This window comes from Deinococcus seoulensis (assembly GCF_014648115.1).
Lineage (GTDB): Bacteria > Deinococcota > Deinococci > Deinococcales > Deinococcaceae > Deinococcus > Deinococcus seoulensis.
This window is the reverse complement of record NZ_BMQM01000005.1, coordinates 1-25,093: the sequence shown is the minus strand read 5'-3', so window position 1 is coordinate 25,093 and position 25,093 is coordinate 1. Positions and strand designations below refer to the sequence as shown.

23 protein-coding genes and 1 tRNA gene are annotated in these 25,093 nt (G+C 69.2%); 17 read left to right on the top strand and 7 right to left on the bottom strand.

The genetic code is table 11. The features are described from left to right. Window positions 1–194: 194 nt before the first annotated feature. The 4 genes from IEY70_RS05430 to IEY70_RS05415 all read left to right on the top strand — a co-directional run bounded on the left by IEY70_RS05430 (window position 195) and on the right by IEY70_RS05415 (window position 3,286). Window positions 195–755, top strand: a complete 561-nt coding sequence (locus tag IEY70_RS05430) for a precorrin-2 dehydrogenase/sirohydrochlorin ferrochelatase family protein (RefSeq protein WP_229777664.1) — start codon at window positions 195–197, stop codon at window positions 753–755. Continuing rightward, a complete protein-coding gene (gene hemA, locus IEY70_RS05425; RefSeq protein ID WP_189063993.1) occupies window positions 752–1,849 on the top strand; it encodes a glutamyl-tRNA reductase in 1,098 nt (365 codons plus the stop codon). Before IEY70_RS05430 ends, hemA begins: the two co-directional genes overlap by 4 nt. 108 nt (window positions 1,850–1,957) lie before the next feature. Next, window positions 1,958–2,833 carry a CAF17-like 4Fe-4S cluster assembly/insertion protein YgfZ gene (gene ygfZ, locus IEY70_RS05420; RefSeq protein WP_189063992.1) on the top strand — a complete coding sequence of 292 codons (876 nt, stop codon included), beginning with the start codon at window positions 1,958–1,960 and terminating at the stop codon, window positions 2,831–2,833. Further along, complete coding sequence (locus IEY70_RS05415) at window positions 2,834–3,286, top strand: hypothetical protein (protein WP_189063991.1); 453 nt, start codon at window positions 2,834–2,836, stop codon at window positions 3,284–3,286. Window positions 3,287–3,374: 88 nt separating this feature from the next. Here IEY70_RS05415 and IEY70_RS05410 read toward each other — a convergent pair whose 3' ends face one another. From IEY70_RS05410 to IEY70_RS05400, 3 genes are all read right to left on the bottom strand, one after another. Continuing rightward, window positions 3,375–4,394, bottom strand: a complete 1,020-nt coding sequence (locus IEY70_RS05410; protein WP_189063990.1) for an ABC transporter permease — start codon at window positions 4,392–4,394, stop codon at window positions 3,375–3,377. 46 nt (window positions 4,395–4,440) lie between these two features. Then, window positions 4,441–5,463, bottom strand: a complete 1,023-nt coding sequence (locus tag IEY70_RS05405; RefSeq protein ID WP_189063989.1) for an ABC transporter permease — start codon at window positions 5,461–5,463, stop codon at window positions 4,441–4,443. A 278-nt stretch (window positions 5,464–5,741) separates the two neighbouring features. Next, window positions 5,742–7,463 carry an ABC transporter substrate-binding protein gene (locus IEY70_RS05400; protein ID WP_189063988.1) on the bottom strand — a complete coding sequence of 574 codons (1,722 nt, stop codon included), beginning with the start codon at window positions 7,461–7,463 and terminating at the stop codon, window positions 5,742–5,744. A gap of 359 nt (window positions 7,464–7,822) precedes the next feature. On the opposite strand from IEY70_RS05400, the gene IEY70_RS05395 reads away from it, so the two are divergent. The 6 genes from IEY70_RS05395 to IEY70_RS05370 all read left to right on the top strand — a co-directional run bounded on the left by IEY70_RS05395 (window position 7,823) and on the right by IEY70_RS05370 (window position 14,599). Beyond that, complete coding sequence (locus tag IEY70_RS05395) at window positions 7,823–8,842, top strand: D-alanine--D-alanine ligase family protein (protein ID WP_189063987.1); 1,020 nt, start codon at window positions 7,823–7,825, stop codon at window positions 8,840–8,842. Between the two features lie 91 nt (window positions 8,843–8,933). Next, window positions 8,934–9,929, top strand: a complete 996-nt coding sequence (locus IEY70_RS05390; protein WP_189063986.1) for an extracellular solute-binding protein — start codon at window positions 8,934–8,936, stop codon at window positions 9,927–9,929. Between the two features lie 164 nt (window positions 9,930–10,093). Beyond that, window positions 10,094–11,743, top strand: coding sequence for an ABC transporter permease (locus IEY70_RS05385; RefSeq protein WP_189063985.1), 1,650 nt, complete (start codon window positions 10,094–10,096; stop codon window positions 11,741–11,743). Beyond that, window positions 11,740–12,789: an ABC transporter ATP-binding protein gene (locus IEY70_RS05380; RefSeq protein ID WP_189063984.1), complete on the top strand. Its 1,050-nt coding sequence runs from the start codon at window positions 11,740–11,742 to the stop codon at window positions 12,787–12,789. Before IEY70_RS05385 ends, IEY70_RS05380 begins: the two co-directional genes overlap by 4 nt. 162 nt (window positions 12,790–12,951) lie before the next feature. Beyond that, window positions 12,952–13,818: a KPN_02809 family neutral zinc metallopeptidase gene (gene ypfJ / locus IEY70_RS05375; RefSeq protein WP_189063983.1), complete on the top strand. Its 867-nt coding sequence runs from the start codon at window positions 12,952–12,954 to the stop codon at window positions 13,816–13,818. 88 nt (window positions 13,819–13,906) lie between these two features. After that, window positions 13,907–14,599 carry a M48 family metallopeptidase gene (locus tag IEY70_RS05370; RefSeq protein ID WP_229777662.1) on the top strand — a complete coding sequence of 231 codons (693 nt, stop codon included), beginning with the start codon at window positions 13,907–13,909 and terminating at the stop codon, window positions 14,597–14,599. Window positions 14,600–14,796: 197 nt separating this feature from the next. Here the strand turns inward: IEY70_RS05370 and IEY70_RS05365 are convergent, their stop codons facing one another. Further along, on the bottom strand, window positions 14,797–15,009 hold the full coding sequence (locus IEY70_RS05365; protein ID WP_189063982.1) for a hypothetical protein: 213 nt from the start codon (window positions 15,007–15,009) through the stop codon (window positions 14,797–14,799). Between the two features lie 124 nt (window positions 15,010–15,133). Between IEY70_RS05365 and IEY70_RS05360 the strand changes: the two genes are divergently transcribed. Together IEY70_RS05360 and IEY70_RS05355 are read left to right on the top strand one after the other, a co-directional pair. Continuing rightward, window positions 15,134–16,270, top strand: a complete 1,137-nt coding sequence (locus IEY70_RS05360; protein ID WP_189063981.1) for a PQQ-dependent sugar dehydrogenase — start codon at window positions 15,134–15,136, stop codon at window positions 16,268–16,270. Window positions 16,271–16,300: 30 nt separating this feature from the next. Further along, on the top strand, window positions 16,301–16,474 hold the full coding sequence (locus IEY70_RS05355) for a P-loop NTPase family protein (RefSeq protein WP_229777661.1): 174 nt from the start codon (window positions 16,301–16,303) through the stop codon (window positions 16,472–16,474). Window positions 16,475–16,480: 6 nt separating this feature from the next. On the opposite strand, the gene IEY70_RS05350 is transcribed toward IEY70_RS05355, so the two are convergent. Beyond that, window positions 16,481–17,422, bottom strand: a complete 942-nt coding sequence (locus IEY70_RS05350) for an endonuclease/exonuclease/phosphatase family protein (RefSeq protein WP_268243898.1) — start codon at window positions 17,420–17,422, stop codon at window positions 16,481–16,483. 138 nt (window positions 17,423–17,560) lie between these two features. Then, the gene (gene hflX / locus IEY70_RS05345; protein WP_189064128.1) at window positions 17,561–19,282 is read right to left on the bottom strand and encodes a GTPase HflX; all 1,722 of its coding nucleotides are present in this window, start codon (window positions 19,280–19,282) and stop codon (window positions 17,561–17,563) included. 274 nt (window positions 19,283–19,556) lie between these two features. Between hflX and IEY70_RS05340 the strand changes: the two genes are divergently transcribed. After that, the gene (locus IEY70_RS05340; RefSeq protein WP_189063980.1) at window positions 19,557–20,009 is read left to right on the top strand and encodes a hypothetical protein; all 453 of its coding nucleotides are present in this window, start codon (window positions 19,557–19,559) and stop codon (window positions 20,007–20,009) included. A 97-nt stretch (window positions 20,010–20,106) separates the two neighbouring features. On the opposite strand, the gene IEY70_RS05335 is transcribed toward IEY70_RS05340, so the two are convergent. Continuing rightward, window positions 20,107–20,196: transfer RNA gene (locus IEY70_RS05335), tRNA-Ser, on the bottom strand. 482 nt (window positions 20,197–20,678) lie between these two features. Here IEY70_RS05335 and rpsL point away from each other — a divergent pair. The 4 genes from rpsL (at window position 20,679) to IEY70_RS05315 (ending at window position 24,558) form a co-directional block, all read left to right on the top strand. After that, a complete protein-coding gene (gene rpsL, locus IEY70_RS05330; RefSeq protein ID WP_046843219.1) occupies window positions 20,679–21,080 on the top strand; it encodes a 30S ribosomal protein S12 in 402 nt (133 codons plus the stop codon). A gap of 163 nt (window positions 21,081–21,243) precedes the next feature. Then, a complete protein-coding gene (gene rpsG / locus IEY70_RS05325) occupies window positions 21,244–21,714 on the top strand; it encodes a 30S ribosomal protein S7 (protein WP_055363464.1) in 471 nt (156 codons plus the stop codon). A 165-nt stretch (window positions 21,715–21,879) separates the two neighbouring features. Further along, window positions 21,880–23,973, top strand: coding sequence for an elongation factor G (gene fusA / locus IEY70_RS05320; RefSeq protein ID WP_189063979.1), 2,094 nt, complete (start codon window positions 21,880–21,882; stop codon window positions 23,971–23,973). 147 nt (window positions 23,974–24,120) lie between these two features. After that, window positions 24,121–24,558: a hypothetical protein gene (locus IEY70_RS05315; RefSeq protein WP_189063978.1), complete on the top strand. Its 438-nt coding sequence runs from the start codon at window positions 24,121–24,123 to the stop codon at window positions 24,556–24,558. Window positions 24,559–25,093: the final 535 nt, after the last annotated feature.

The window sequence follows — 25,093 nt, the reverse complement described above, 5'->3', positions numbered from 1 at the left end:
GCTGCAAAGACCATTCACTCCGAGCGGATGCGAGTGGGAGAAAAACGCCTCTCTGGGCGTGGAGTGGGCAACCCGGTGCCGTTCCGGGTTGTCGGCGAAACAGACGGAATCCGTATTTCAAGGCGTCCCAGTCGCCTTCCCGACCGATCGGTCGGGGACGGCTGCCCCGCCCGGCCCGCGCTATGCTGCGCCTCATGAGTCTGCTTCCCGCCTTCCTCGACCTGCACGGTGCGCGCGCCGTCGTGGTCGGCGGAGGCGCCGTCGCCCTGCGCCGCACCCGCACCCTGCTGGACGCCGGACTGCACGTGCAGGTCATCGCCCCGGACCGCTGCGCCGAACTGGCTGCCCTGACCGCCGACTGGCAGCCGCGCGCGTACCGCAGTGGCGACCTGCGCGGCGCGGCCCTCGTCGTGGCTGCCACCAGTCACGCCGGCGTGAACGCCCAGGTCGTCCGCGACGCGCGGGACCTCGGGCTGCTCGTCAACGATGCCAGCGACGCCACGCGTGGCAACCTGCGCTTCCCGGCCGTGGCGGAACAGGCGGGCGTGCAGGTCGCCGTCAGCACCGGCCGGGAACTGCCCATGCTGGCGCAGGCGCTGACCGAACGCACCCGCGACCTGCTGCCCACCCCCGAACAGCTCGGCACCTGGACCGGGCAGCGCGAGGCGGCCCTCACCCTTCCCGAACCGCAGAGACAGGCGGCCCTCGGCGCCCTGCGCCGGGACATCCGCCGCGCCGTAGGAGTACCCGCATGACCCTCGCCTGCCCCACCGCCCAGGCCTTCCTCGCCCGGCCCGGCGCGCCCCTGCCCGGCCAGCTGGACATCGCCGTCGTCGGCCTGAACCACCAGACGGCCCCCGTCGAGATCCGCGAACGCGCCGCCGTCCGCGCCGGCGAGGAGGGCGCGCTGCTCTCTCACCTCGCCCGCCACGCGCAGGAAGTCATGCTGCTCTCCACCTGCAACCGCACCGAGGTGTACATGGCGGGCCTGACCGGCGACCCCCTCGCCGCCTTCGAGGGCGCCTGGGGGCACGCGCTGGGCGGGCACCTGTACTGCCACCAGGGCGAGGCGGCCGTCACGCACCTGTACCGCGTCGCGGCGGGCCTCGACAGCCTCGTCATCGGCGAGACGCAGATCCAGGGGCAGGTCAAACGCGCCTGGATGGACGCCCGCGAACGCGGCCTGACCGGCACCCTCCTGAACAAGGTCGCGCAGGGCGCCCTGGCCGCCGGGAAACGCGTGCGCTTCGAGACCGGCATGAGCGACAAGGTCGTGTCCGTCTCCAGCGCCGCCGTCGAACTCGCGCAGGCCGCCCTCGGGGGCCTCGCCGGACGCACCGCCCTGATCCTCGGGGCAGGGGAGACCGCCGAACTGACCCTCACGCACCTGCGGGCCGCCGGGGTGCAGGACGTGATCGTCGTCAACCGCACCGCCGAACGCGCCCGCCAGCTGGCCGACAAGGTCGGGGGCCGCGCCTGCGCCGCCGAGTACCTGCACGAGGTGCTGCCCGAGGCGGACGTGCTGATCGCCAGCAGCGGCGCCCCCCACTACGTCCTGCACGGCGAGGGCGTCGCCGAGGCCCTGCGGCAGCGTCCGGGCCGCCCGATGTTCCTGATCGACATCAGCGTACCCCGCATCCTCGACCCGGACATCGCGGGTGTGCCCGGCGCGCACCTGCGCAACCTCGACGACCTGACCGGCATCGTCGCCCGCAACATGGAGAGCCGCCGCGCCGCACTCCCGCAGGCCGGCGCGATCATCCGCGACGCCGCCGCCGACCTGAGCCGCTGGCACCTGACCCGGCAGGCCCGGCAACGCGAACGCGAACTGGCCCTCGCCAGCGACTGATACGGACTCCGATTGAATGGGCTGCAAAGCCCGTTCAATCCGAGCGGCCCGCGCTGCCTGTCATCCGCGTTCCACATGCCTTCCCTGCTTTCCCGTACGCTGGGCGGCATGTGGACCCGGATTCCTTCGAGCAGTCTGCGCGTGACCGGCGCGGACCGCGTTGATTTCGTGCATGGGCAGATGACCAACGACCTGCGGGGCGCGCCGACGCCGGGCGTGGTGGCGTGCGCGTTCCTGAACGTGCGCGGGCAGATCGAGCAGTTCGCCCGTGCGTACCGCCGCGCCGACGACGTGTACCTGCACCTGGATGCCGGGCAGGCACCGGCGCTGGAGGCCCGTCTGAAACGGTACGTGATCTTCGATCAGGTGGAGATTCAGGATGTCAGTGAGCAGCTGCGGACCGTACACGTCTGGCACGAGGGGACGCTGCCCGGCTGGGACGTGGCGGGCGGCGCGGCGCAGACTTTAGAGCTGGGCGGCGGGACGGTCCTGGGTGGCCGCGTGAACCGGACGGGCACGGCGGGCGTGGACCTGCATTACCTCGTGCGGCACGAGGAGGCGGTCCTCTCGGCCCTGACTGGCCTGGAGGTGCCGCTGGCCGATCTGGACGCCGCGCGGGTCCGGGCCGGGATTCCGGATGTCATCCGGGACGCGCTGACCGGCACCCTGCCGCCCGAGATCGGGCTGGACGTGGGCGGCCCGCTGCCCGCCATCAGTTACCGCAAGGGCTGTTACGTGGGCCAGGAGATCATGGCGCGGCTGGAGGCGCGCGGGAACGCCCGTCACGGGCTGGCGCGGCTGCTGGGGCCGCAGGAGTGGCCTGCCGGGGCCGAGGTGACCGCTGACGGCAAGGTCGTGGGACAGGCGGGTCTGTACGCGGCCGGCGGTAGCGTGGCGCGGCTGCGCAAGGAACTCGTGGACGGCGCGGCCGTGCTGGTGGACGGCGTGCCCGCCCAGGTCATGCTGGCCGCCCCGGTCACCTGAGTGGGCGCACTCGATTCTCTGACCCGTGACCTGCGCGGCGGTGACCGCGCGGGCCTGCTGCGCGCCTGCCGCCGCGCGTACCTGCTGGCCCTGGCGACCCTGGCCGTGCCGGGGCTGCCGCTGGGGTTGCTGCTGGCCGCCGTGCGTCCCCTGACGCTGGGCAGCGTGGGCGGGGTGCTGGCGGCGACCGTGCTGGCTGCGGTGCTGGCGGGTGTGGCGGCGTACCTGGCGCGCCGCTCGGCGCGGGACGAGCAGCTCAGTGCGTCGCAGGCGGCCCTGACCGGCGCGATTCAGGCGGCCACGGCGCCCGGCGTGCCGTTCCTGATCGGATGCGCGTTCCTGGGTTCCGGCGCGGCCCTGCTGCCGCTGTGGGGTGTGGCGCTGCTGGCGCACGCGCTGGTGTGGTGGCAGTTCCCCGGCTGGCTGCGCCCGGCGCAGGCTCCGGCCACCTGAACAGCCCGGCTGCCCCAGCCGACAGGAAAGTCCCCCACCGCGCTACGCAGGTGGGGGACTTTCCTGTGGTGCTCTGGTGGGGTCTGCTTCAGCGGGACTTGGGGTCCAGCGCGTCGCGCAGGCCGTCGCCGAACAGGTTGAAGGCGAGGCTGAACAGCACGATGAACACGGCCGGGTACACCAGCACGTACCAGTAGTCGGGTTTCAGCCACGCGCGCGCGAAGTCGACCAGTTGACCCCACTCGGAGTAACCGGGTTCGAACCCCAACCCCAGGAACGACAGGCCCGCGATGCTCAGGGGCACGGTGGCGAGGTCCAGCACGGCGGTCGTGAACACGGCGGCCACGCTGTTGGGCACCACGTGCTTGAGGATCAGGCGCATGTCGCGCGCGCCGAGGCTGCGGGCGGCGTCCACGTACTCCAGCTGGCGGGTGCGCAGGACCTCGCCGCGGATCAGGCGGGCGTAGCCGGCCCAGCCGGTCACGCAGAACGCCACGATCATCGGCACGGTCGGGTCGTATTCGGCCCCGCCGCCCATCAGGCGGGCGCGCAGGATGGTCAGGATCACCACGGTCAGGATCAGGGGCGGCAGCGAGAACAGCACGTCAATGAACCGCTGGATCAGGTTGTCGATCCAGCCGCCGTAGTAACCGCTGATCGCGCCGACGACAATGCCGACGACCAGCGTGATGCCCACGATGATGAACGACAGTTTCAGCGCGGTGCGGGTGCCCCAGATCAGGCCGTAGAAGATGTTGTAGCCGTTCACGGTGCCCATCGGCGCGTCGGCGCTGGGGGCGCTGGGCTGCTGCTGGAAGCTCAGGCGTTCGATCAGGTAGCAGCTCTTGGGGGGTGCCAGGGTCGCCTGCCAGAACGGGGCTTTCAGGGGGTTGTAGACCTCGTTGGCCTCGGTGATGTTCAGGTCGCGGATGCAGTTGCCGCTGGGTTTGGCGATCAGCGGGGCGAACAGGGCCATCAGGCCGAACAGCAGCGTGATGACCAGTCCGGTGATGGCCAGCGGGTTGCGGCGCATCTTGCGCATGGCGGGGCTGGTCCAGAACTGCTGCCAGGAGCTGCGCTGCTCGATCTTGGCGGGGGCGGTCGTCATCGGGGGTCCCTCCGGGTGGCGTGGCGGGTGTGGGGCTGGGCGGGCATCAGTCGAACCTCACGCGGGGGTCGATCACGCCGTACAGGATGTCCACGATGGTGCTCACGACGACCACGATCACGGCCGACAGCATGGCGAAGCCCAGCACGGCCGCGAGGTCCACGCCGATGGCGGCCTGCACGACCCACTGGCCCACGCCGGGGTACGCGAAGATCGTCTCGGTGATCAGCGACCCGCTCAGCAGGCCGATGATCAGGAAGCCGCCCAGCGTCACGATGCTCAGCAGGGCGTTACGGCGGGCGTGCTTGTTGTTCACGACGCGGCTCGACAGGCCCTTGGCGCGCGCGGTGCGCACGTAGTCGCTGGTCAGGGCCTCGAGCATGTTGTTGCGCATGACCTTGATGATGCTGGCGCTCAGGACGATCACCAGGGTCGCGGCGGGCAGGATCAGGTGCTGAATGACGTCCCAGGCGATGTCCCAGCGGCCGTTCAGGGCGGCGTCCAGGCTCAGCAGGCCGGTGTAGCGTTGCAGGTCACCCAGCGCGAAGGTGTTCAGCACGCTGACCTGCCCGGCGCCCGGCAACCAGCCCAGGTACGCGTAGAACACCGCCAGCATCAGGATCCCCACCACGAAACTGGGCAGGGAGTACCCCAGCACCACCAGCACGCGGAGCACCTGGTCGATCAACTTGTCCTTGTGCAGGGCGCTCAGGGTACCCAGCCAGATGCTGAGCAGCAGGATCGGAATGGCGGTCACGATGGTCAGCTCGAGGGTGCGGGGCAGGCGCTCACCGATGGTGGTGATCACGTCCTGACTGCTGGCCTTCGAGTAGCCCAGGTCACCTTGGAGCGTGGCGGACAGCCAGCGGCCGTACTGCACCGGGAAGGGGTCACGCAGGCCGCGTTGTTCGATGATCTGTTCCAGGCGGGCGGCCGCCTGTTCGCTTTTGATGTACGGCGCGGCGCGCTGCTCAGGCGTGAGCAGTTGCGTCAGTCCGACGATCATCAGGGAAAGGACGAGCATCACCACGGGAATCTGGAGCACTCGCCGCACGATGAAATTAAGCATGTGGGCCTCGGTATGAAGCCTCCGGCCGGACCTTACAGTGGTCCGTGGAGGGAGAGAAGCTGAAACGCAGTAGACGGGCGTGTTGTATGGACGTGGGTCAGACCATCAATCAGCCTAGACCAAAACAGACCCGGCGCGCAAAGTCAAGCGGGCTGATGTCCCGCTCAGTGGAACCCGGCGTCTGGCACGCGGCGCAGGGGGGTGCCCCGGAAACAGCAATGAGGGCGGGGCAACCCTGTTGGGGGCTGCCCCGCCCTCACCGCTGTGTCAGACCCGGATTACTTCTTGCCGAGGTCCTTCCAGAGGGTGCCGGTGCTGCTGAAGGAGGTCATGGGGTTGTAGTTCGCGGCGCTGACGCCGGTCAGGTTGTCGCGCACGAAGGTGTAGGCGATGCCGGCGGGCATCAGGATGTAGGGGGCCTGCTCGTAGGCTTTCTTGCCGACGAGGCTGTACAGGCGGTTACGCTCGGCGGTGTTGACCGTGTTGCGGGCCTGCTCCAGCCACTTGTCGACCTGGGCGTCCTTCCAGTTGCTGCGGGGGAAGTAGTAGCCGTTGCTGGAGTAGAAGGTGTACATGAAGTTGTCAGGGTCGGCGTAGTCGGGCGCCCAGCCGATGACGATCATGGCTTCCTTGCCGGTCTTGGAGTCGCTGAGCATCTCGCTCCAGGGCTTGGCCTGGATGTTGATGCGGAACTTGGGGTTCAGCGCTTCGATGTTCTTCTTCAGGATTTCCATCGCGGTCTGCGAGGGCACGCTACCGGCGCGGTAGTTGGCGGTCATGACGAAGCCGTTCTTCCAGACCTGGCCGCCCCAGGCGCGCTTGAAGTACTGCTCGGCCTTGGCTTTGTCGTAGGAGTACGTGCCGATCTTGGCGTCGTAGCCGGGGAAGGTGTCGGGGAGCAGCATGGTGCGCTGTTTGCCCTTGCCGTTCAGGACGTCGTCGATGTACTGCTTGTAGTTGAAGGCGTAGCTGAAGGCGCGGCGGACGTTGCTGTCCTTGAAGAAGGTCGCGGGGATGCCCTTGCCGTCCAGTTTGCCGCTGCCCAGCAGGCCGCCGCTCTTGATGTTCTCGTTCATGAAGAACGCCTGAGCGACGGTGTTGGACAGGTTGTCGATCCACAGAACGCCGGGCTTGCCCTTGATCTGCTCTTCGTCCACGGCGCGGCCGCCGCCTTCGATGATGTCGGCGTCGCCGCGCAGGAAGGCCTGCTGGCGGGCGGCCAGTTCAGGGACCTTCTGGATCACGATGTTCTTGATGGCGGGTTTCTTGCCCCAGTAGCCGTCGAAGGCGGTGGCCAGGAAGGCGTTGGCGTCCTTGCGGACGAACTTGTACGCGCCGGTGCCGCTGGGCGCCTGGCTCAGCTTGCTGTTGGTCAGGTCCTTGCCGACCCAGGCTTTCCAGTCGGCTTCCTTGCCGCTCCACTCGCCCAGTTTGGCGGCGTACTTGCTGTCCACGACGCTCTGGCCGGTGTAGGCCAGTTTCGCCAGGAAGGCGGGGTCCACGGCGGGCAGCGTGAAGACCAGCTGGCCGCTGTTGTTGCACTCGACGGCCTTGTCGATGCGGGCCCAGGTGATGGTCTTGTCGTCGTTGGCGTTGGCGCCGGTGCCCAGCAGGCTCTCGGCGATGAACCAGTTGCCGGACTCGGCGCTGTTGGTGACCAGGTTACGCTCGAAGGAGTACTCGGCGTCGGCGCAGGTCATGGCGTTGCCGCTGTGGAACTTCACGTTCTTGCGCAGGTCGAAGGTGTAGGTCTTGCCGCCGTTGCTGATGGCCCACTTGGTGGCCAGCAGGGGCTCAAGCTTGGTGAGGCTCGCGCCGCTGTAGGTCAGCAGGGTCTCGTACAGGTTCTCGGTGATGGCGCCGGAGGCGGTGTCGTAGGTGACGCCGGGGTCCATGGTGGGGATGTCGCTGGCTTCCTGGACGACCAGGGTGTCCTTGGGGGAGACGGCGAGGGCGGAGGTGAGGATAAGCAGGGTGCTGAGTGCAGCGATTTTCTTCATTCGGTCTCCTGATGTGGTTTGACAGGAACCCACGGGTGAAGCGGGGGTGCTCGACTCGGTGGCTGGGTCTGTCTGGGGATTAACGCCGCGCATCATAGCGTAGACGGCCCGGCCGTGTTGTGAGGATTCAGGGGTATGAGGATGTGGGCCGCGTGGCATGAAGAGCCGTTTCGCCCTGCGCCGCGCCGCTGATGCATCTTCTGTACCCGTGCTATTCAGCAGACACCGGGGCGCTTACGCAGGTCTGACCGGGCATCTGGCCAGCGCGTTCAGTCGGTGCGGCTGGCCCGCACACCTGGACGGGGCGCGCCGCTGCGGACAGCCGAGGGGGCGGGCGGGCGCGTGGCATACTGCGCCGCGTGAAGAAGCGCATTCTGCTGCTGGCCGGGGGCCAGTCCGGTGAACACGAAGTCAGTCTCATGAGTGCCCGGAGCGTCCTGAGCGCCCTGCCCCGTGACCAGTTCGACGTGACGCCCGTGGTGATCAGCAAGCAGGGACGCTGGCTGCCGCCCACCGAGACGCAGCGCGCCCTGGAGAGCGGCGAGGCTGCGACCGGCGGGGACCTCGTGCTGCACCGCGTGGCGAGTGCCGAGGGGTACGACGCGGTCTTTCCGCTGCTGCACGGCCCGATGGGCGAGGACGGCACCGTGCAGGGCCTGCTGACCCTGGCCGGGATTCCATTCGTGGGCAGCGGCGTGCTGGGCTCGGCGGTCAGCATGGACAAGGTCATGACCAAGCAGGTGCTGGAATCGGCGGGGATTGCGCAGGTGGCGTGGCGGCTGGCCGTGCGCCGCGAGTGGCAGCAGAACCCGCAGGGTGTGCGGGACCGCGCGGCCGAGCTGGGCTTTCCGCTGTTCGTGAAGCCCGCGAACCTGGGGTCCAGCGTGGGCATCAGCAAGGTGGGGGCGCCGGATGAACTGGACGGCGCGCTGAACCTGGCGTTCGGGCTGGACCGCCGCGTGATTCTGGAGGCCATGACCAGCCACAAGCCCCGCGAGGTCGAGGTGGGCATCCTGGGGAACGACGCGCCCATCGCCAGTCCGGTGGGCGAGTTGCGTTTCGACGCGGACTTCTACGATTACGAGACGAAGTACACCGAGGGCCGCGCGACCATGCACATTCCGGCGCCGCTGCCGCCGGAGGTCGCCGAGCGGGTGCGGGCCGAGGCGCTGCGGGCGTTCCTGGCGCTGGACTGCGCCGGGCTGGCCCGCGTGGATTTCTTCTATGTCGAGGAGACCGGCGAGTTGCTGCTGAACGAGGTGAACACCATGCCGGGGTTCACGACGACCAGCATGTACCCGAAGCTGTTCGAGGCGGCGGGCCTGAGTTACAGCGAGCTGGTGACGCGGTTGGTGGGGCTGGCCCTTGAGGAGCGCTGAGGCGCAGGCCGGGTCGCCGGGCTGACGGGGCGCTGCGAGGCAGGGACGTTTGTACCTTACTAATCCGAGTGATTTACTTAGGATTTCGGGTATGAAGCGTACCCTGCTCGCCGTCACCGCCCTGCTGCTCGCTGGCACCAGCCTCGCGCAGACCAAGACCCTGACCGTGTACTCCGGCCGCGCCAAGACCTTCGTGGACCCGGTCGTGCAGCAGTTCGAACGCCAGACCGGCATCAAGGTCAACGTCCGCTACGGCACCGACGCGCAACTGGTCGCCGCCCTGCGCGAGGAAGGCAGCAAGAGCCCCGCCGACGTGTACTGGGGCAACTCGGTCGGCGCGCTCGGCGAACTGGCCGAGGAAGGCAAGTTCACCAAACTGGGCACCGCCCTGACCCGCAACGTCAGCAGCGACTACCTGCCCGACGACCGCACCTGGCTGCCCACCACCGTCCGCTTCCGCACCCTGGCCTACAACACGGGCAAGATCAAGCCCGAACAGCTGCCCGACTCCATCCTGGACCTGCCCAAGATGACCAGCCTCAAGGGCCGCATCGGCTGGACCGTCAGCTACCCCAGCTTCCAGGACTTCCTGGCCGCCATGATCAGCAAGTACGGCGAGGCCACCACCCGCCAGTGGATCGAGGGCATGAAGGCCCTGCAACCCAAGGACTACAAGACCAGCAACGTGGGCATGCTCGAAGCCATGCGCGCCGGTGAGATCGACGTGGCGCTCACCAACCACTACTACATCCAGCGCGTGAACCGCCTGAGCTACCCCATCGACACGTACTTCTTCAAGAACGGCGACATCGGCAACCTGGGCAACGCCACGGGCGCCGCCATCCTGAAGACCAGCAAGAACACCGCCAGCGCCGCCCGCTTCCTGAGCGCGCTGGTCGCCAAGGACGCCCAGACCTTCTTCCTGAGCGTGAACTTCGAGTACCCGGTCATCGGGAACATCCTGCAGCCCACGACCATGCTGCCCTACAGCGACGTGAGCAAGCGCAGCCCCCGCATCGACCCCACCGTGCTGCCCAAGAACATCGACAAGGCCCAGAAGCTGCTGCGCGACGCCGGCCTGCTCTGATCCCCCGGCCCTGATCACGGCCCTGACCGCCGCCCCGACCCACGACCCGTGGGGGGGCGGCGGTCTGCTTGACCGCAGCGGGACGCCCGCCCTGAATCCTGACCAATCCGGTCTGCTATCGTGACCCGGCTGCGACGGCTCCGGCCCCGCCCGCCCCCACTTCCATGAACGCACGCCGACCCCACCCCCTGCTGCTGCTCCCGGCCATCCTGGCCGTGCTGGGCGTCCTGCTGCCCCTGGTGTACCTCGCGCTGCGCGCCCTGGGCGCCGAGAGCAGCGAACTGCGCGAGATCGTGTTCCGCACCCGCAACCTGGAACTGCTGGCGAACACGCTGCTGCTCACGCTGGGCGTCCTGGGCGGCACCACCCTGATCGCGTTGCCGCTGGCGTACCTCGCGGCGCGCACCACCCTGCGCCCCCGCCGCCTGCTGACCCTGCTGGGCGTGCTGCCCCTGGCCATTCCCGGCTACGTGGGCGCGTACGCCCTGATCGCCGCGAGCGGCGCCGGCGGCACCATCGACGCCCTGACCGGCATCCGCTGGCCCGGCCCCGGCGGGTACTGGGGCGCGCTGGGCGTCCTGACGCTGTTCACGTTCCCGTACCTGTTCCTGAACCTGCACGCCGCGCTGCGCACCCAGGACCCCGCCCTGGAGGACGCCGCCCGCCTGCTGGGCCGCACGCCCTGGCAGACCTTCCGGGAGGTCACGCTGCCGTACCTGCGCCCCGCGTGGCTGTCCGGCGCGCTGCTGATCGCCCTGCACGTCCTGGGGGACTTCAGCGTGGTCAGCCTGATGCGTTACCCCACCTTCAGCGCCGCCATCTACCAGCAGTACACCGCCGCGTACGACCGGGTGTACTCGGCGTGGCTGGCGCTGGCGCTGCTGCTGGTCACGGGCGCCGCGCTGCTGCTCGAAGCCCGCCTGATGCGCGGCGTGCGCCTGTCACGCGTGTCGCCCGGCGGCACCCGCCCGCCCCGCACCGTCCCGCTGGGCCGCGCCGCGCCGCTCGCCTGGGTGTTCCTGGCGGTGCTGGCGGGCGCGGCGCTGGTCGTGCCGCTGGGCACCATCGTGTACTGGCTGCGGCTGGAAACGAATCCCTTTGCCTGGAGTGCCCTGCTCGAGGCGTTCCAGGGGGCGCTGGGCGCCGCTGCGGTTGCCGCCGTGACCACCACCGCCCTGGCGTTCCCGCTGGCGTACATCGGCAGCCGTCACAGCGGCCCGCTGGCCCGCCTGACCGAACGGGCCGCGTACCTGGGGTACGCCACGCCGCCGCTGGCGTTCGCGCTGGCGCTGGTGTTCTTCACGCTGCGGGTCGCGCCGCCCCTATACCAGACGTTCACGCTGCTGATCGCCGCGTACACCCTGCACTTCCTGGCCGAGGCGGTCGGCCCGGTCCGCACCAGCCTGCTGACCGCCACTCCCCGCCTGGAGGAAGCCGGGCGTCTGCTGGGCCTGAGCGCCCCGCAGACGCTGCGCCGCGTGACGCTGCCGCTGGTCCGGCCGGGCCTGCTGGTCAGCGCGGCCTTCGTGTTCCTGAGCGTCCTGAAGGAACTGCCGCTCACGCTGCTGCTGTCGCCCATCGGGTTCGAGACGCTGTCCCGCAACGTCTGGTCGTACACCGAGGAAGCGCAGTACGCCTCGGCCGCGCCCTACGCGCTGGCGCTGGCCGTCAGCGGCGCGCTGCTGACCCTGCTGATCCTGCGCCGCGAGGACCGCCGCGTGCCCCGCCCACCCCCCTCCAGCCCGCCCGCCGCCAGCCAGCCCGCCGCCAGCCCGCCCGCCACGCCCTCCACTCCCAAGGACGACCCTGCATGACCCGCACCCCCGACCCCCACACCCTGGAACTGCTGGGCCTCGGCAAACGCTACGCGCCGGGCCTGCCGCCCGTCGTGGACGACCTGAACCTCGGCGTGAACCGTGGCGAACTGCTGACCCTGCTGGGCCCCAGCGGGTGCGGCAAGACCACCACCCTGCGCCTGATCGCCGGACTGGAACGCCCGGACAGCGGCGACATCCGCATCGAGGGACGCAGCGTCACCGCGCCCTTCACGCCGCCGGAACGGCGCGGCGTGGGCCTGGTCTTTCAGGATTACGCGCTGTTCCCGCACCTGAACGTCCTGGGGAACGTGCTGTTCGGGCTGCGGCACCTGCCGCGCCACGAACGGCTCCCCCGCGCCCGCGAGACGCTGTCCCTGGTGGGCCTGACCGTCTTCGAGACGCGCCGCCCGGACCAGCTGAGCGGCGGGCAGCAGCAGCGGGTCGCGCTGGCCCGCGCGCTCGCCCCGCGCCCCAGCCTGCTGCTGCTGGACGAACCGTTCAGCAACCTCGACGCGCAGTTGCGGCACTCCACCCGCCAGGAGGTGCGGGCCATCCTGCGCCGCGCCGGCACGACCGCCATCCTGGTCACGCACGATCAGGAGGAAGCGCTGGCGTTCAGCGACCGGGTGGTCGTCATGCGCGGCGGCCGCGTCGAGCAGAGCGGCCCCCCGCACGAGGTGTACGCCCGGCCGCGCACGGCGTTCGTGGCGAACTTCCTGGGCCGCAGCAACCTGCTGGGCGGCACCGCCGACCGCTTCATGGCCCGCACCGCGCTGGGCGTCGTGCCGCTCATGGAGTCCGCCAGCGGCCCGGTGCTGGTCAGCGTCCGCCCGGAACACCTGACCTTCACGGACGACCCGCAGGGCGCGCCCGTCACCATCGTCGCCCGCGAATTCAAGGGGCACGACGTGACGTACACCGTGCGCCTCGCGGCGGGGCAGGAACTGCTGGTGCACACGCCCAGCGACACCGTCCGCCCGGAAGGCAGCGCCGCCCGCGTGAGTGTCACGCACCCGGCCCGCGCCGTGCAGTCCTCCGGGTAACCCCGGACAGCGCCCCGCGCCCGGTTCTTCCGGCATCCATAAAGGCACGGTCAGCGAAGCCGGGGGCCACCACCCATACACTGTGTCCTGAGCTGCCAACAACCCAGCACGCCGCGCGAGACGGACGCTGGGGGCGGCCATGCAAAGGAGACACGAGCCTGTATGGACTGGAAAAATCTTCCCGGTAGCGGAGGCGGCGTCGAGGACCGGCGCGGCCGGGGCGGCCTGCCCGGCGGCGGCATTGCCGTCGGGGGCGTGGGCGGCCTGATCATCGCCCTGATCGCCATGTTCTTCGGGATCGACCCCGGCGCGATCCTGGGCGGCGACACCGGCACCACCCAGACCCAGAGTCAGTCGCAGTCGGCTCAGCCACAGGCGAACGACGAGGCGTACCAGTTCGTGGATAACATCCTGGGCAGCACCAATCAGGTCTGGGGCGGCATCTTCCAGCAGGCCGGACGCACCTACACCAAACCCCGCCTGATCCTGTACACCCAGGGCACCCAGAGCGGCTGCGGCGCGGCCAATGCGGCGGTCGGCCCGTTCTACTGCCCGGCTGACCAGCGGATCTACCTCGATACCAGCTTCTTCACGCAGATGGACCGGCAACTCGGCGGCGGCGGCGACTTCGCGTACTCGTACGTGATCGCCCACGAGGTCGGGCACCACGTGCAGAACGAACTCGGCATCGCCGATCAGGTCGAACGCAAGCAGCGCAGCGCCCGCACCGAAGCCGAGGCGAACAGCTACTCCGTGCGCCTTGAACTCCAGGCCGACTGCTTTGCCGGCGTGTGGGGCAACAAGGTGCAGACCACTGCCAAAATCGACCAGCAGGACATCCGCGAGGCCATCAACACCGCGCAGGCCATCGGGGACGACAACCTGCAACGTCAGTCGGGCAGCCGCGTCGTGCCGGACTCGTTCACGCACGGCAGCGCCCAGCAACGCACCAACTGGTTCACGAAGGGCTTCCGGAGCGGCGACCCGAACAGCTGCGACACCTTCGCCGTGAACTACAACCAGCTGTAGACCGGACCGGAAATCCGGCCAGTGAGCGGGCCGGGGTGCGTGACGTGAATCACGGCGCCCCGGCCCGAACTGCGCTCTGCTGGGGGACGTGAGCGGCGCAACGAACCCGAACGGATGGCAGGTGGCCGGGATTCCCGTGCTCGTGAAACGCAGCGACAGGCGCCGCACCGTGGCCCTGCAGGTGAAACCCGGCGGGGTCACGCTGTACGCCCCCACCCGCGTGTCCGACACGCACCTGCTGGAGATCCTGAATGCCCGGCGCGACTGGGTGGCCGGGCACCTCGCACAGTACGCCCGCGTGACGCCGCCCGCCCCCCCGGTCCTGGCAGACGGGCAACCCCTGCCGTTCCTGGGCGACACCCTGACCCTGCACCTCTCGGCGGGCGTGACCCGCCCCGAACGGCACGGCGACACCCTGCACCTGCCCGCCGCGCACGCCGAGGCCGCCCTGGAAGCCTGGACGCGCCGCGCCGCGCACGAACCGTACCGCGCGCTGGTCACGGCCTACGCCGCGAGGCTGGGCGCACAGAACCGGCTGCGGCGCGTGCTGGTCGCAGGCGCACGGGGCCGCTGGGGCAGTTGCACCGCCAGCGGCGACATCCGGCTGCACTGGCGCCTGAGCCGCGCACCACTGCCGGTCCTGCACTACGTGGCGCTGCACGAGGCCGCGCACCTGCTGGAACTCAATCACTCGGCGCGCTACTGGGCGCACGTGGCCCGCCTCATGCCCGACTGGCAGGCCCACCGCGCGTGGCTGCGGACGCACGGGCACACGCTCTGAACGGCAGCTTGAAGGGTCAGGAATCTACTGCGGACTCCTGATACGGACTCCGATTGAATGGGCTGCAAAGCCCGTTCAATCCGAGCGAAGCGAGTGGGAGCAAGACGGGTTCCGGACGTGGAGCCGGCAATCCGGTGAAGTTCCGGATTGTTGGCGAAACAAACGGAATCCGTATGACCCTTCAAGCTGCAACGGGTTTACATCGCGGGCATGGGCGACGGCGTCGGCAGGCCCGGCGTGTCCGGGTTATCGGTGGGGGTGGGCTCCGGCATGCCGGGCGTGTCCGGGTTCACGGGCGGGTCGTTGATCTCGCCGATATCGCCGCGTCCGGGCATCTGCTCGGGCATGGTGGGGGGCGTGTCGGTCGGTTCGGTCGCGGGAGCGGGCGGACGGTCGTACGGTCCAGTCATGGTGTACCTCCTGGGTATGAATGGGTCAGTCTGGCGCGTCCCGGTGGGCGGCAGCGCACAGCGGCATGAAGCGCCCTTCATGCCCCTTCACGCCGGTCGCGCGGCCCGCACGGCACACTGGAGCATGACCCCGCGATTCCCGATCCGCGCCGCCGTCCTCCTGTCCGGTGTCCTGCTGGCTGGCCCCGGTGCGGCGGCCCAGACAGCGGCGCCGTCCGTGACCTTCCAGCCGTTCGTGAGCGGCCTGATGCAGGTCACGGCCCTCACGCACGCCGGGGACGGCTCCGGGCGGCTGTTCGTCACGCAGCAGGACGGCCGGGTACGGGTCGTCACGGGCGGGCGCGTGCAGCGGCAGGTGTTCCTGGACCTGCGGTCCCTGACCCGCGCGGGCGGCGAACGCGGCCTGCTGGGACTGGCCTTCGACCCGGCGTTCAAGACCAACCGCCGCCTGTACGTGCACTACACCGACCGCTCCGGGAACACCGTCCTGGCGCGCTACGTGGCGGCCTCCAGCGGCACGACCGCCGACCCGGCCAGCGCGAAGACGCTGTTCACGGCCCGTCAGCCGTACTCGAACCACAACGGCGGTCAGCTCGCCTTCGGCCCGGACGGGTTCCTGTACCTGGGCCTGGGCGACGGTGGGTCCGGCGGCGACCCGCAGAACCTCGCCCAGAACCTCTCCTCGCCGCTGGGGAAACTGCTGCGCTTCGACGTACGCGGCGACGCCGCCCGGCCCGCGCCCGGCAATCCCTTCCTGACCCGCACGGGCGCGAACCCGAACATCTGGGCGTACGGCCTGCGCAACCCCTGGCGGTTCTCCTTCGACCGGCAGACCGGCGACCTGATCATCGCGGACGTCGGCCAGAACGCCTTCGAGGAGATCGACTTCCAGCCGCGCGCCAGCCGGGGCGGCGAGAACTACGGCTGGCGCCCCCGCGAGGGCCGGCAGTGCTTCGAGCCGAACTGCTCCGCGCAGGGCTTCGTGGACCCGGTGCTGGTGTACGGCCGCCAGGAAGGGCAGAGCGTCACGGGCGGCTTCGTGTACCGGGGCGCGGCCATTCCGGCCCTGAAAGGCCAGTACGTGTTCGCGGACTTCGCCAGCGGCACCGTGTGGGCCGCGCCCGCCCGGGGTCAGGCCTGGACGAAACGCACCCTGGGACGCGTGGACAACCCCAGCACCTTCGGCGAGGACGAACGCGGCGAACTGTACGTCGCCGAGTACTCCAGCGGCCGCCTGCTGAAACTCACGCCCGGTCGCTGATGGCCCGCCCCGGTCTGCTGTACTGGAGGGATGCGCAGAATCATCGTGATCGGCACGACCGGCAGCGGCAAGACCACCTTCGCCCGCGCCCTCGCCGCCCGGTTAGGCGTCCCGCACGGGGAACAGGACGCCTGGAATCACGGCCCCGGCTGGCAGGAAACGCCACTGCCGCTGTTCCGGGCGCAGGGAAGCCCGGCGCGCTAAAGGGGATCAGTCGGGCTGTTCCATGCGGTACTCGGCCAGCAGGGGCCGGTGGTCGCTGAGCGCCCAGGGCAGCACCTGCACCCGCGCAGGGCTCAGGCCCCGGCCCATCAGGTGATCGATCCGCAGGTGCAGCGAGGGGAAGGTCCAGCCCGGCCCGCGCCCCACCCGGTCATGCGCGTCCGGCCCGAACACGGCCCGCAGGTCGCGGTACACCTGCCCGCGCGGCGGGGTGTTCAGGTCGCCGCCCAGCAACACCCGTCCCGGTGTGCGTGCCGCCACGTCCCTCAGCACCTGCACCTGCCCGGCGCGGGCGTCCCGCGTGCGCCGCACCCGTGCCAGATCACCCGTCAGGACAGAACTGACCTGCACGGTGCCCAGGTGCGCGTTCACGACCGTCAGCGGCTCGCCCTGCCAGTCCAGGCGCGTGACCAGCAGTTCGCGGCGGTTGCCGGGCAGCGCTTCCGTGCGGTTGCCCAGCAGCGGCAGGCGCGTCAGGGTCATGACCTCCCGTGCCTCCGTGACCGTGTACCCCGGCAGGGCGCGCAGGAACGCCGCCCGGAAGTCCGGCTGCGCGAACCGCGACTCCTGAAGCAGGATCACGTCGGCGTTCAGGGTGCGCAGGCGGCCTGCCAGTTCGGTGGGCGTGGTGCGCGCCCCGCCCAGCACGTTGAAGGTCACGACCCGCAGCGCGCCCTCTGGCGGTCCCGGTGGTCGTGGCGTCCAGTGCAGCAGTCCCGCGCCCCAGGCGGCCAGCAGCAGGGCCGCCAGCGCTGGTCGCCGCCCCCGACCCCGCCACAGCGCCCACGCCAGGGCCGGCAGGGTCACCAGCACCCACAGCAGCGGCGGCGCGTACGCCAGTAGCAGCGTGGGCAACGTCCGCTCGGCCGGCCATTCGCCCAGCGCCCAGGTCAGGCCCACCAGCAGCAGGGTCGTCCAGGCGAACTTCATGGGACGCAGTCTGCCGCACAGGGCAGGGCGCGCCGTCCACCCAAAGAGGGCCACCCACGGGAAGGGGGGAGAGGCTGCCTTGCCCCTCCCCCCGTCGTCACTGATTGCTTTCCGGTACTGCACTCAGCGGTACTGGGCTCAGCGGTACTGGGCGGCCAGATCCCGCGCCTCTTCCCGCGCGGCGAGTTCCTGACGCTGCACCAGCGCCACGGCGTCCGTCAGGGCCTCTTTCAGGTCGGCGGTTCCGATGTTCTTCAGCGCGCTGACGGGAATGCCGCCGTCCGTGCGTTCGATCTGGCGTTCCAGCGTCTCGGGGTCGGCGGCGTCGGCCTTGTTCAGGGCGATCACGGTCGGCAGGTCCCGGAAGCCCAGGTCCTCCAGAATGCGGTTCACGGCGTCCAGGCGGGTGTCCGCGCCGGGGCTGGCGGCGTCGACCACGTGCAGCAGCACGTCCGCGTCCCCGATTTCCTCCAGGGTGGACCGGAAGGCGCGGGTCAGGTCCTTGGGCAGGTCACGGATGAAGCCCACGGTGTCGGTCAGCACGACCGGCCCGATGCCTTCCAGGTAGCCCTGGCGGCTGGTGGGGCGCAGCGTGGCGAACAGTTTGTTCTCGGCCAGCACCCGGCGGGGTTCCTCGGCGGCGTGCGTGAAGGTGTTCAGCAGGGTGCTCTTGCCCGCGTTCGTGTACCCAACGATCGAGATCACGGGCACGGCGTTGCGTTCGCGGGTCTTGCGGCGTTCCTCGCGGCGCTGCGCGACACCCTCCAGTTGCTTCTCCAGGAAGCTCAGGCGGTCGTTGATGCGGCGGCGGTCAAGCTCCAGTTTCGTCTCACCGGGGCCGCGCGTGCCGATCGCGCCGCCGGCCGCGCTGCCGCCGCCCCCGCCGATGCGGGACAGGGCCGCGCCCGCGCCCAGCAGGCGGGGTTTCATGTACCGCAGCTGCGCCAGTTCCACCTGCAGGCGCGATTCCACGCCCTGCGCGTGCAGCGCGAAGATATCCAGGATCAGCTGCGTGCGGTCGATGATCTTCAGGCCCGTGGCGGCCTCGATTTCACGTGCCTGGGCCGGGCCGAGTTCCTGCCCGAAGATCAGCAGGTCCGCGTCCAGGTGGTAGGCGCGGCTGGTCAGTTCTTCCAGCTTGCCCGCCCCGACCAGCGTGCCGGCCTTCAGGTTCTTGCGGTACACCAGTTCGCGGTGCACGACCTCCGCCCCGGCCGTGCGGGCCAGTTCGGCCAGTTCTGCCAGGCGTTCCTCGGCGTCGAATTCACCCTGGTCGATCTGCACCAGGATGGCGCGCTCGTGGTCCTTCTTCGAGACGCGCGTGCGGGCGGCGCGGGCGATTTCCTCCTCCAGCGCCTGCACCTGCGCGCCCAGGTCGAACTCGTCGATCTGGAAGGTCGGGACGGGCGGCAGGATGCGCCAGTCCTCCTCCTCGCCGACCGTGCCGGGGGGCGTCAGGTGCGCCGTGTGCACCAGTCCCGGCTGGCCCTCACTGCGCACCTCGACGGCCGTCACGGCGTCCAGTCGGCGCAGGAACAGCGTGGACAGGTCGCCCTTGCTCAGGCCGCCGCCGCGCGGGTGGGTGTGCAGCAGGTGAAAGCCGCTCAGGCGGTTCTCGCCCATGCGCAGGTCCGGGAACTCGGTGCCCTTGGCGTCGGCCACGCTGACGCTGATCACGCGGCCACGCCGGTCGATCAGCACGCTCACCTCACGGCGGATGTCGTTCGACAGTTCCGCGAGGTTCCGCGCGAGTTCCGGCGAGCCCACGCGGCCCGGCTCGATCCGGCGGCGGTACAGGTTGCCCAGGGATTTCAGTTGAGCGGGCCGCAGGCCCGAGGTGTTGCCGTGTACTTTATCTATCTTCGGTCACTTCCTTGTAGGGGTGCCCCGCGACGGGTGTCGGTTGGACAGCTGTCGGCCGGGGGCATACGTGGCGGGGTGGGACGACGCACTTTCAGGCCACCCGGACATCGTCCGCGCAGCGAGAGGAGCGTGGGTTCCGGCATTGACCCCAGTTTACGGCAGGGGGCCAGGGCGGAACGTGTGCATTCACCGCAAGGTCTTGATCATCGTGCCCCCACGGTAGGGGAGGGGAGGTCCGGACCGCATCCGCCACCTGACGTACCATCCGTGCATGCCTCACCGTGAACTCCTGCGTGACACCCTGCGCGAAGTGCTGTACGGACCCGGCGGCCTGCGCGGCCTGTTCAGCGAGCCCGGCCAGGGGCTGCTGCACGCCGCGCACGCCTTCACGGCCGCGCAGGCCCGCGCGCCGCATTCCGGTCAGCCCAGTGTGGCGGCGCGCGTCATGGCCCTGCGCCACGCCCTGCAACTGACGGCCGCGACCCTGAGCGACCCGCACGCCCTGCTGAGCGACCCCACCGACCCCCACACCTGGGCACCGGCCAACGACGCCGCGTGGCGCGCGGAACTCGTGGCACTGGCGGGCGCCGGACAGGCGCTGTACGACGCGCTGTACCGGCCCCTGGACACCGCCGGGCTGCGCGAGGCCCAGGGCGCGGTCGTGCACGCGGCGCGCGAGGCGGCCGTGCTGCGCTTCATCCTGGACACCCTGCCAACCGGATAGTCGGTGGGCAGAAGAGTGGGTGGGCAGCAGAGTGGGTGGGCAGAAAAGAAAAAGCGAGCGCCGGACGTCCTGAAAGGGGATGTCCGGCGCTCGTGTCTGGCGAAGAGGGTGGGATTCGAACCCACGGTACAGTTGCCCGTACTTCAGTTTTCGAGACTGACCCATTCAACCACTCTGGCACCTCTCCGCACCTGTGATGATCGCCTGAACGGGCGTCCGGGAGTGTAGCACAGCCGCCCGCCCGCGCAACAGCCCCCACCCGCCGGTCCTTGCGGGTCGCCCTGCCGTGACGGCCCCGGTCGGGCCACTGCCGGGTCTCGGGCCGTTGCCGGTTCATGGCTGGATCATGGCCGGGTGACTGCTCGGTGACTGCTCGCCTGCACCCTTGCGCGCAGGGGTGCGTGGGGAGTATCCTGCCAAGGTTGAAAACTGCCCCGGCTTCCGGGTTGCACCAGGGGGGTTTTTCGGCATGCCACCCCGGCTCGACAGTTCCAGCAAGGCCCCCACACCGGACCCTTCCGCACGCGGAAGTCAGGTGCGAACGGTGGCCCGAGACCCGGCGGTGAGTGATCACCTCCAGACTCATCCCGCAACCCAGCGCCGCCCCGTACGCGTGGGCGGACCCGCCCTCCCGCAAGCAACTGCTTAAGAACCTAGGAGTGATTCACCCTGCCTACCACCCAGCAACTGCTCCGTAAGGGTCGCAAGACGATCCAGAAGAAGAGCAAGGTCCCTGCCCTCAAAGGCAGCCCCTTCCGCCGCGGCGTGTGCACGGTCGTCAAGACCACCACCCCCAAGAAACCGAACTCGGCGCTGCGTAAGATCGCCCGCGTCCGCCTGTCCAGCGCCTTCGAAGTCACCGCGTACATCCCCGGTGAAGGCCACAACCTGCAGGAGCACAGCGTCGTGCTGATCCGCGGCGGCCGTGTGAAGGACCTTCCCGGTGTGCGCTACCACATCGTGCGCGGCAGCCTCGACACCCAGGGCGTCAAGGACCGTAACAAGAGCCGCTCCAAGTACGGCACCAAGAAGCCCAAGGCCGGCGCCGCCGCGGGCGCGAAGAAGAAGTAACCACGCCCGACCGGGCCGCCCCCAGCGGCTGCCCGCGTCCGCGTGACCTTCGCCGTGAACCGGCCTTCCCACGCGGGAACGCCACTGAAGCAAGTTATTCGCGCCTGAGCGCGCACCCCCCGCCCGGTCAACAGTGGACCGGACGGGGCCAAAGGGAGTCAACATGGCACGTCGCCGCCAAGCAGAAGTGCGCGTCATTCAGCCCGACCTGGTCTACCAGGACGTGCTGGTGAGCGCGACCATCAACCGCATCATGCAGGATGGCAAGAAGAACCTCGCCAGCCGCATCTTCTACGGAGCCATGAAACTGGTGCAGGAACGCACCGGCCAGGAGTCCCTGAAGATCTTCAAGCAGGCCTTCGACAACGTCAAACCCCGCGTCGAAGTCCGCAGCCGCCGCGTCGGCGGCAGCACCTACCAGGTGCCCGTCGAGGTCAGCGCCCGCCGCCAGCAGAGCCTCACGCTGCGCTGGATGATGGCCGCCGTCGAGAGCCGCCCCGAGCGCACCGCCATCGAGCGTCTCGCCGGTGAAATCATGGACGCCGCGCAGGGCCGTGGCGGCGCCATCAAGAAGAAAGACGACATCGAGCGCATGGCGGAAGCCAACCGCGCCTACGCGCACTACCGCTGGTAATCCCGCTTCACGTCCCCCGCGAGGGGGGCTGAAGGGAGCGAGACGGACGGCGGCCCGCCCGCCGTCCATTTCGCATGAGGCTCACGCCTCGCCGCGAACCTCACGCCGAATACGTGCCGAGCTGACGGTGACGAGACACGTCACCCGACAGAATCAGGGAGTCTTATGACCACCAAAGCCCAGAGCTATCTGACCCACTTCCGCAACATCGGGATTGCCGCGCACATCGACGCCGGTAAGACCACCACCACCGAGCGCATCCTGTACTACACCGGACGCACCCACAACATCGGCGAAGTGCACGACGGCGCCGCCACCATGGACTGGATGGAGCAGGAGCGCGAGCGCGGCATCACCATCACCGCCGCCGCCACCACCGCCAAGTGGAAACGCAGCGGCACCGACCAGGAATACGTCGTGAACATCATCGACACCCCCGGTCACGTGGACTTCACCATCGAAGTGGAACGCTCCATGCGCGTGCTCGACGGCGCCGTGGCCGTGTTCGACTCCAGCCAGGGCGTCGAGCCCCAGTCTGAAACCGTGTGGCGTCAGGCCGACCGTTACGGCGTGCCCCGCATCGCGTTCAGCAACAAGATGGACAAGACCGGCGCGAGCTTCGAACTCGTGCTGAACGACATCAAGGAGCGCCTCGGCGCCGTTGCCGCCCCCATCCAGTACCCCATGGGTGCCGAGAACGAGTTCAAGGGCATCATCGACGTCGTCCGTCAGCGCGCCCACTTCTACACCAACGACCTGGGCACCGACATCGAGGAAACCGACATCCCGGCCGAGTACGCCGACAAGGTCGTCGAGATCCGCGCGCAGCTGATCGAAGCTGCCGCTGAAGTCGACGAAGACCTGATGATGAAGTACCTCGAAGGCGAGGAACCCACCGTCGAGGAACTCGTGGCCGCCATCCGCAAGGGCACCATCGAGAAGAAGATCTTCCCGGTGCTGTGCGGCAGCGCGCTGAAGAACAAGGGCGTGCAGTTGCTGCTCGACGCCGTCATCGACTACCTGCCCAGCCCGCTGGAAGTTCCGGCGATCAAGGGCAAGATCGAAGACAGCGAGGACACCCAGGAGTTCCCCGCCGACCCCGAAGGCAAACTGGCCGCGCTGGCCTTCAAGATCATGGCCGACCCCTACGTGGGCCGCCTGACCTTCGTGCGCATCTACTCGGGCACCCTGCAGTCCGGCAGTTACGTGTACAACGCGACCAAAGAGAAGCGTGAACGCGTGGGCCGCCTGCTGAAAATGCACGCCAACAGCCGCGAGGAAGTCACGGAACTCAAGGCCGGGGAACTCGGCGCCGTGATCGGCCTGAAAGACGCCGGGACCGGCAACACCCTGATCGGCGACGGCGACGACAAGGTCCTGCTGGAAAGCATCGACGTGCCCGAGCCCGTCATCAAGCTCGCCATCGAGCCCAAGACCAAGGCCGACCAGGAAAAGATGGGCATCGGCCTGCAGAAACTGGCCGAAGAGGATCCCACCTTCCGCGTGGAATCCGACCAGGAAAGCGGCCAGACCACCATCGCCGGGATGGGCGAACTGCACCTGGAAATCCTGGTGGACCGCCTGAAGCGCGAGTACAAGGTCGACGCGAACGTCGGCGCGCCCCAGGTGGCCTACCGTGAAACCATCACCAAGCAGGTCGAGGTGGACAGCAAGTTCGCCCGCCAGTCCGGTGGTCGCGGTCAGTACGGTCACGTGAAACTGCGCGTGGAACCCCTGGAACCCGGCGCTGGCTTCATCTTCGAGAACGCCGTCGTCGGCGGCACCGTGCCCAAGGAGTACATCGGGCCGGCCCAGAAGGGTGTCGAGGAAGCCATGCAGAGCGGCCCCATGCTGGGCTTCCCGGTGGTCGACGTGAAAGTCACCATCTACGACGGCAGCTACCACGAAGTGGACTCCTCGGAAATGGCGTTCAAGATCGCCGGCTCCATGGGCCTCAAGGAAGCCGTCCAGAAGGGCAGCCCCGCCATCCTGGAACCCGTCATGCGCGTCGAGGTGACCACCCCCGAGGAGTACATGGGTGACATCATCGGCGACCTGAACAGCCGCCGTGGCCAGATCCAGGGCATGGAAGCCCGCGGGAACGCGCAGATCGTCAAGGCCTTCGTGCCCCTGAGCGAGATGTTCGGCTACGCGACCGACATGCGCTCCAAGACGCAGGGCCGCGCCAGCTACTCCATGTTCTTCGACCACTACACCCAGCTGCCCAACAACATCGCCCAGGCGCTCATCAAGAAGTAACCTGAGGCCGTGACCGGCTCCCTCCCCTGGCGGGGGGCGGCCGGGCCAGGGCAGCACCACCGTGGGGGGGCAGACTCGAAAGGGTCTGCCTCCCTGCCTTCTATCGCAAGGGCGGATGGGCTGGGCGGGGCGTTACTCTGAGTGGTGATGACTGTGCCTCCTGAATCCAAGACCGATCAACCGCTGCCGCCGCCACCGCCCCGGCTGGCGTTCATCACCGTGCCGCTGCTGATCGCGCTGTTCTACAACGCGTTCTCGCTGCTGACCCTGCCGTTTGCGGCGCCCAGCCTGAACGACATGCTCGACATGCTGAGCCGTGACGGCGTGACGACCGGCACGCCGGTGCAGCTGGCACCCGAGCAGATCACGCTGGTCCTGTGGATCGCGTTTGCCCTGACGGCCGCGCTGATCCTGTGGCTGTACTTCACGCGCCGCGCGGTGCTGGAAGGGCGCGCGTGGGGGCGCGTGTCCGCCATTGTGCTGGCAGTCCTGAGCCTGCTGGCCCTGCCGTTCGGCCCGATCCTGGGCATCATCATGCTGATCGGCGCCTTCGACAAGCAGGTGCAGGCGTACACCGTCCGCTGAGCAGGGCGCACCCTGGGCCGCCCGGTGACCTGCCGGGGGAGACGGGCCGGGGGAGACGGGCGGCATCCACACGGGTGCCGTCCGTCTTGAATGGACGCCAGCCGAAACGCCTCCGGGTGCCTGGCGTACTCCCACAGCCAAAAGACGGACTGCGACGCGCATGACACGGCCTTCGCGGGCCGGACAGCGCTCCGGCGCACACCCCGCCAGCGTCATCACCACTTGTACTCAGAGCAGAAAACCTGTACCCTGACTCTTCGGTGCGCCGTGTGATTCACGGGTCCAGCCGCGGGTCCACCCCCATGGCGAAGGAACGGAATGACTCCGGCGCAGCGTGCCAGCTTGGCGGGACACCGCCCTGGCGAGATTCAACCCAATGTGGGTCACGCCACCAGAACCCTGCGGGATGCGCGGGGGGAACCCGATCAAAGGGCCGGTTTTGCGTGTGTCCACCTCTTGGAGGGAGTAAGAACATGGCTAAGGGAACGTTTGAACGCACCAAGCCCCACGTGAACGTGGGCACCATCGGTCACGT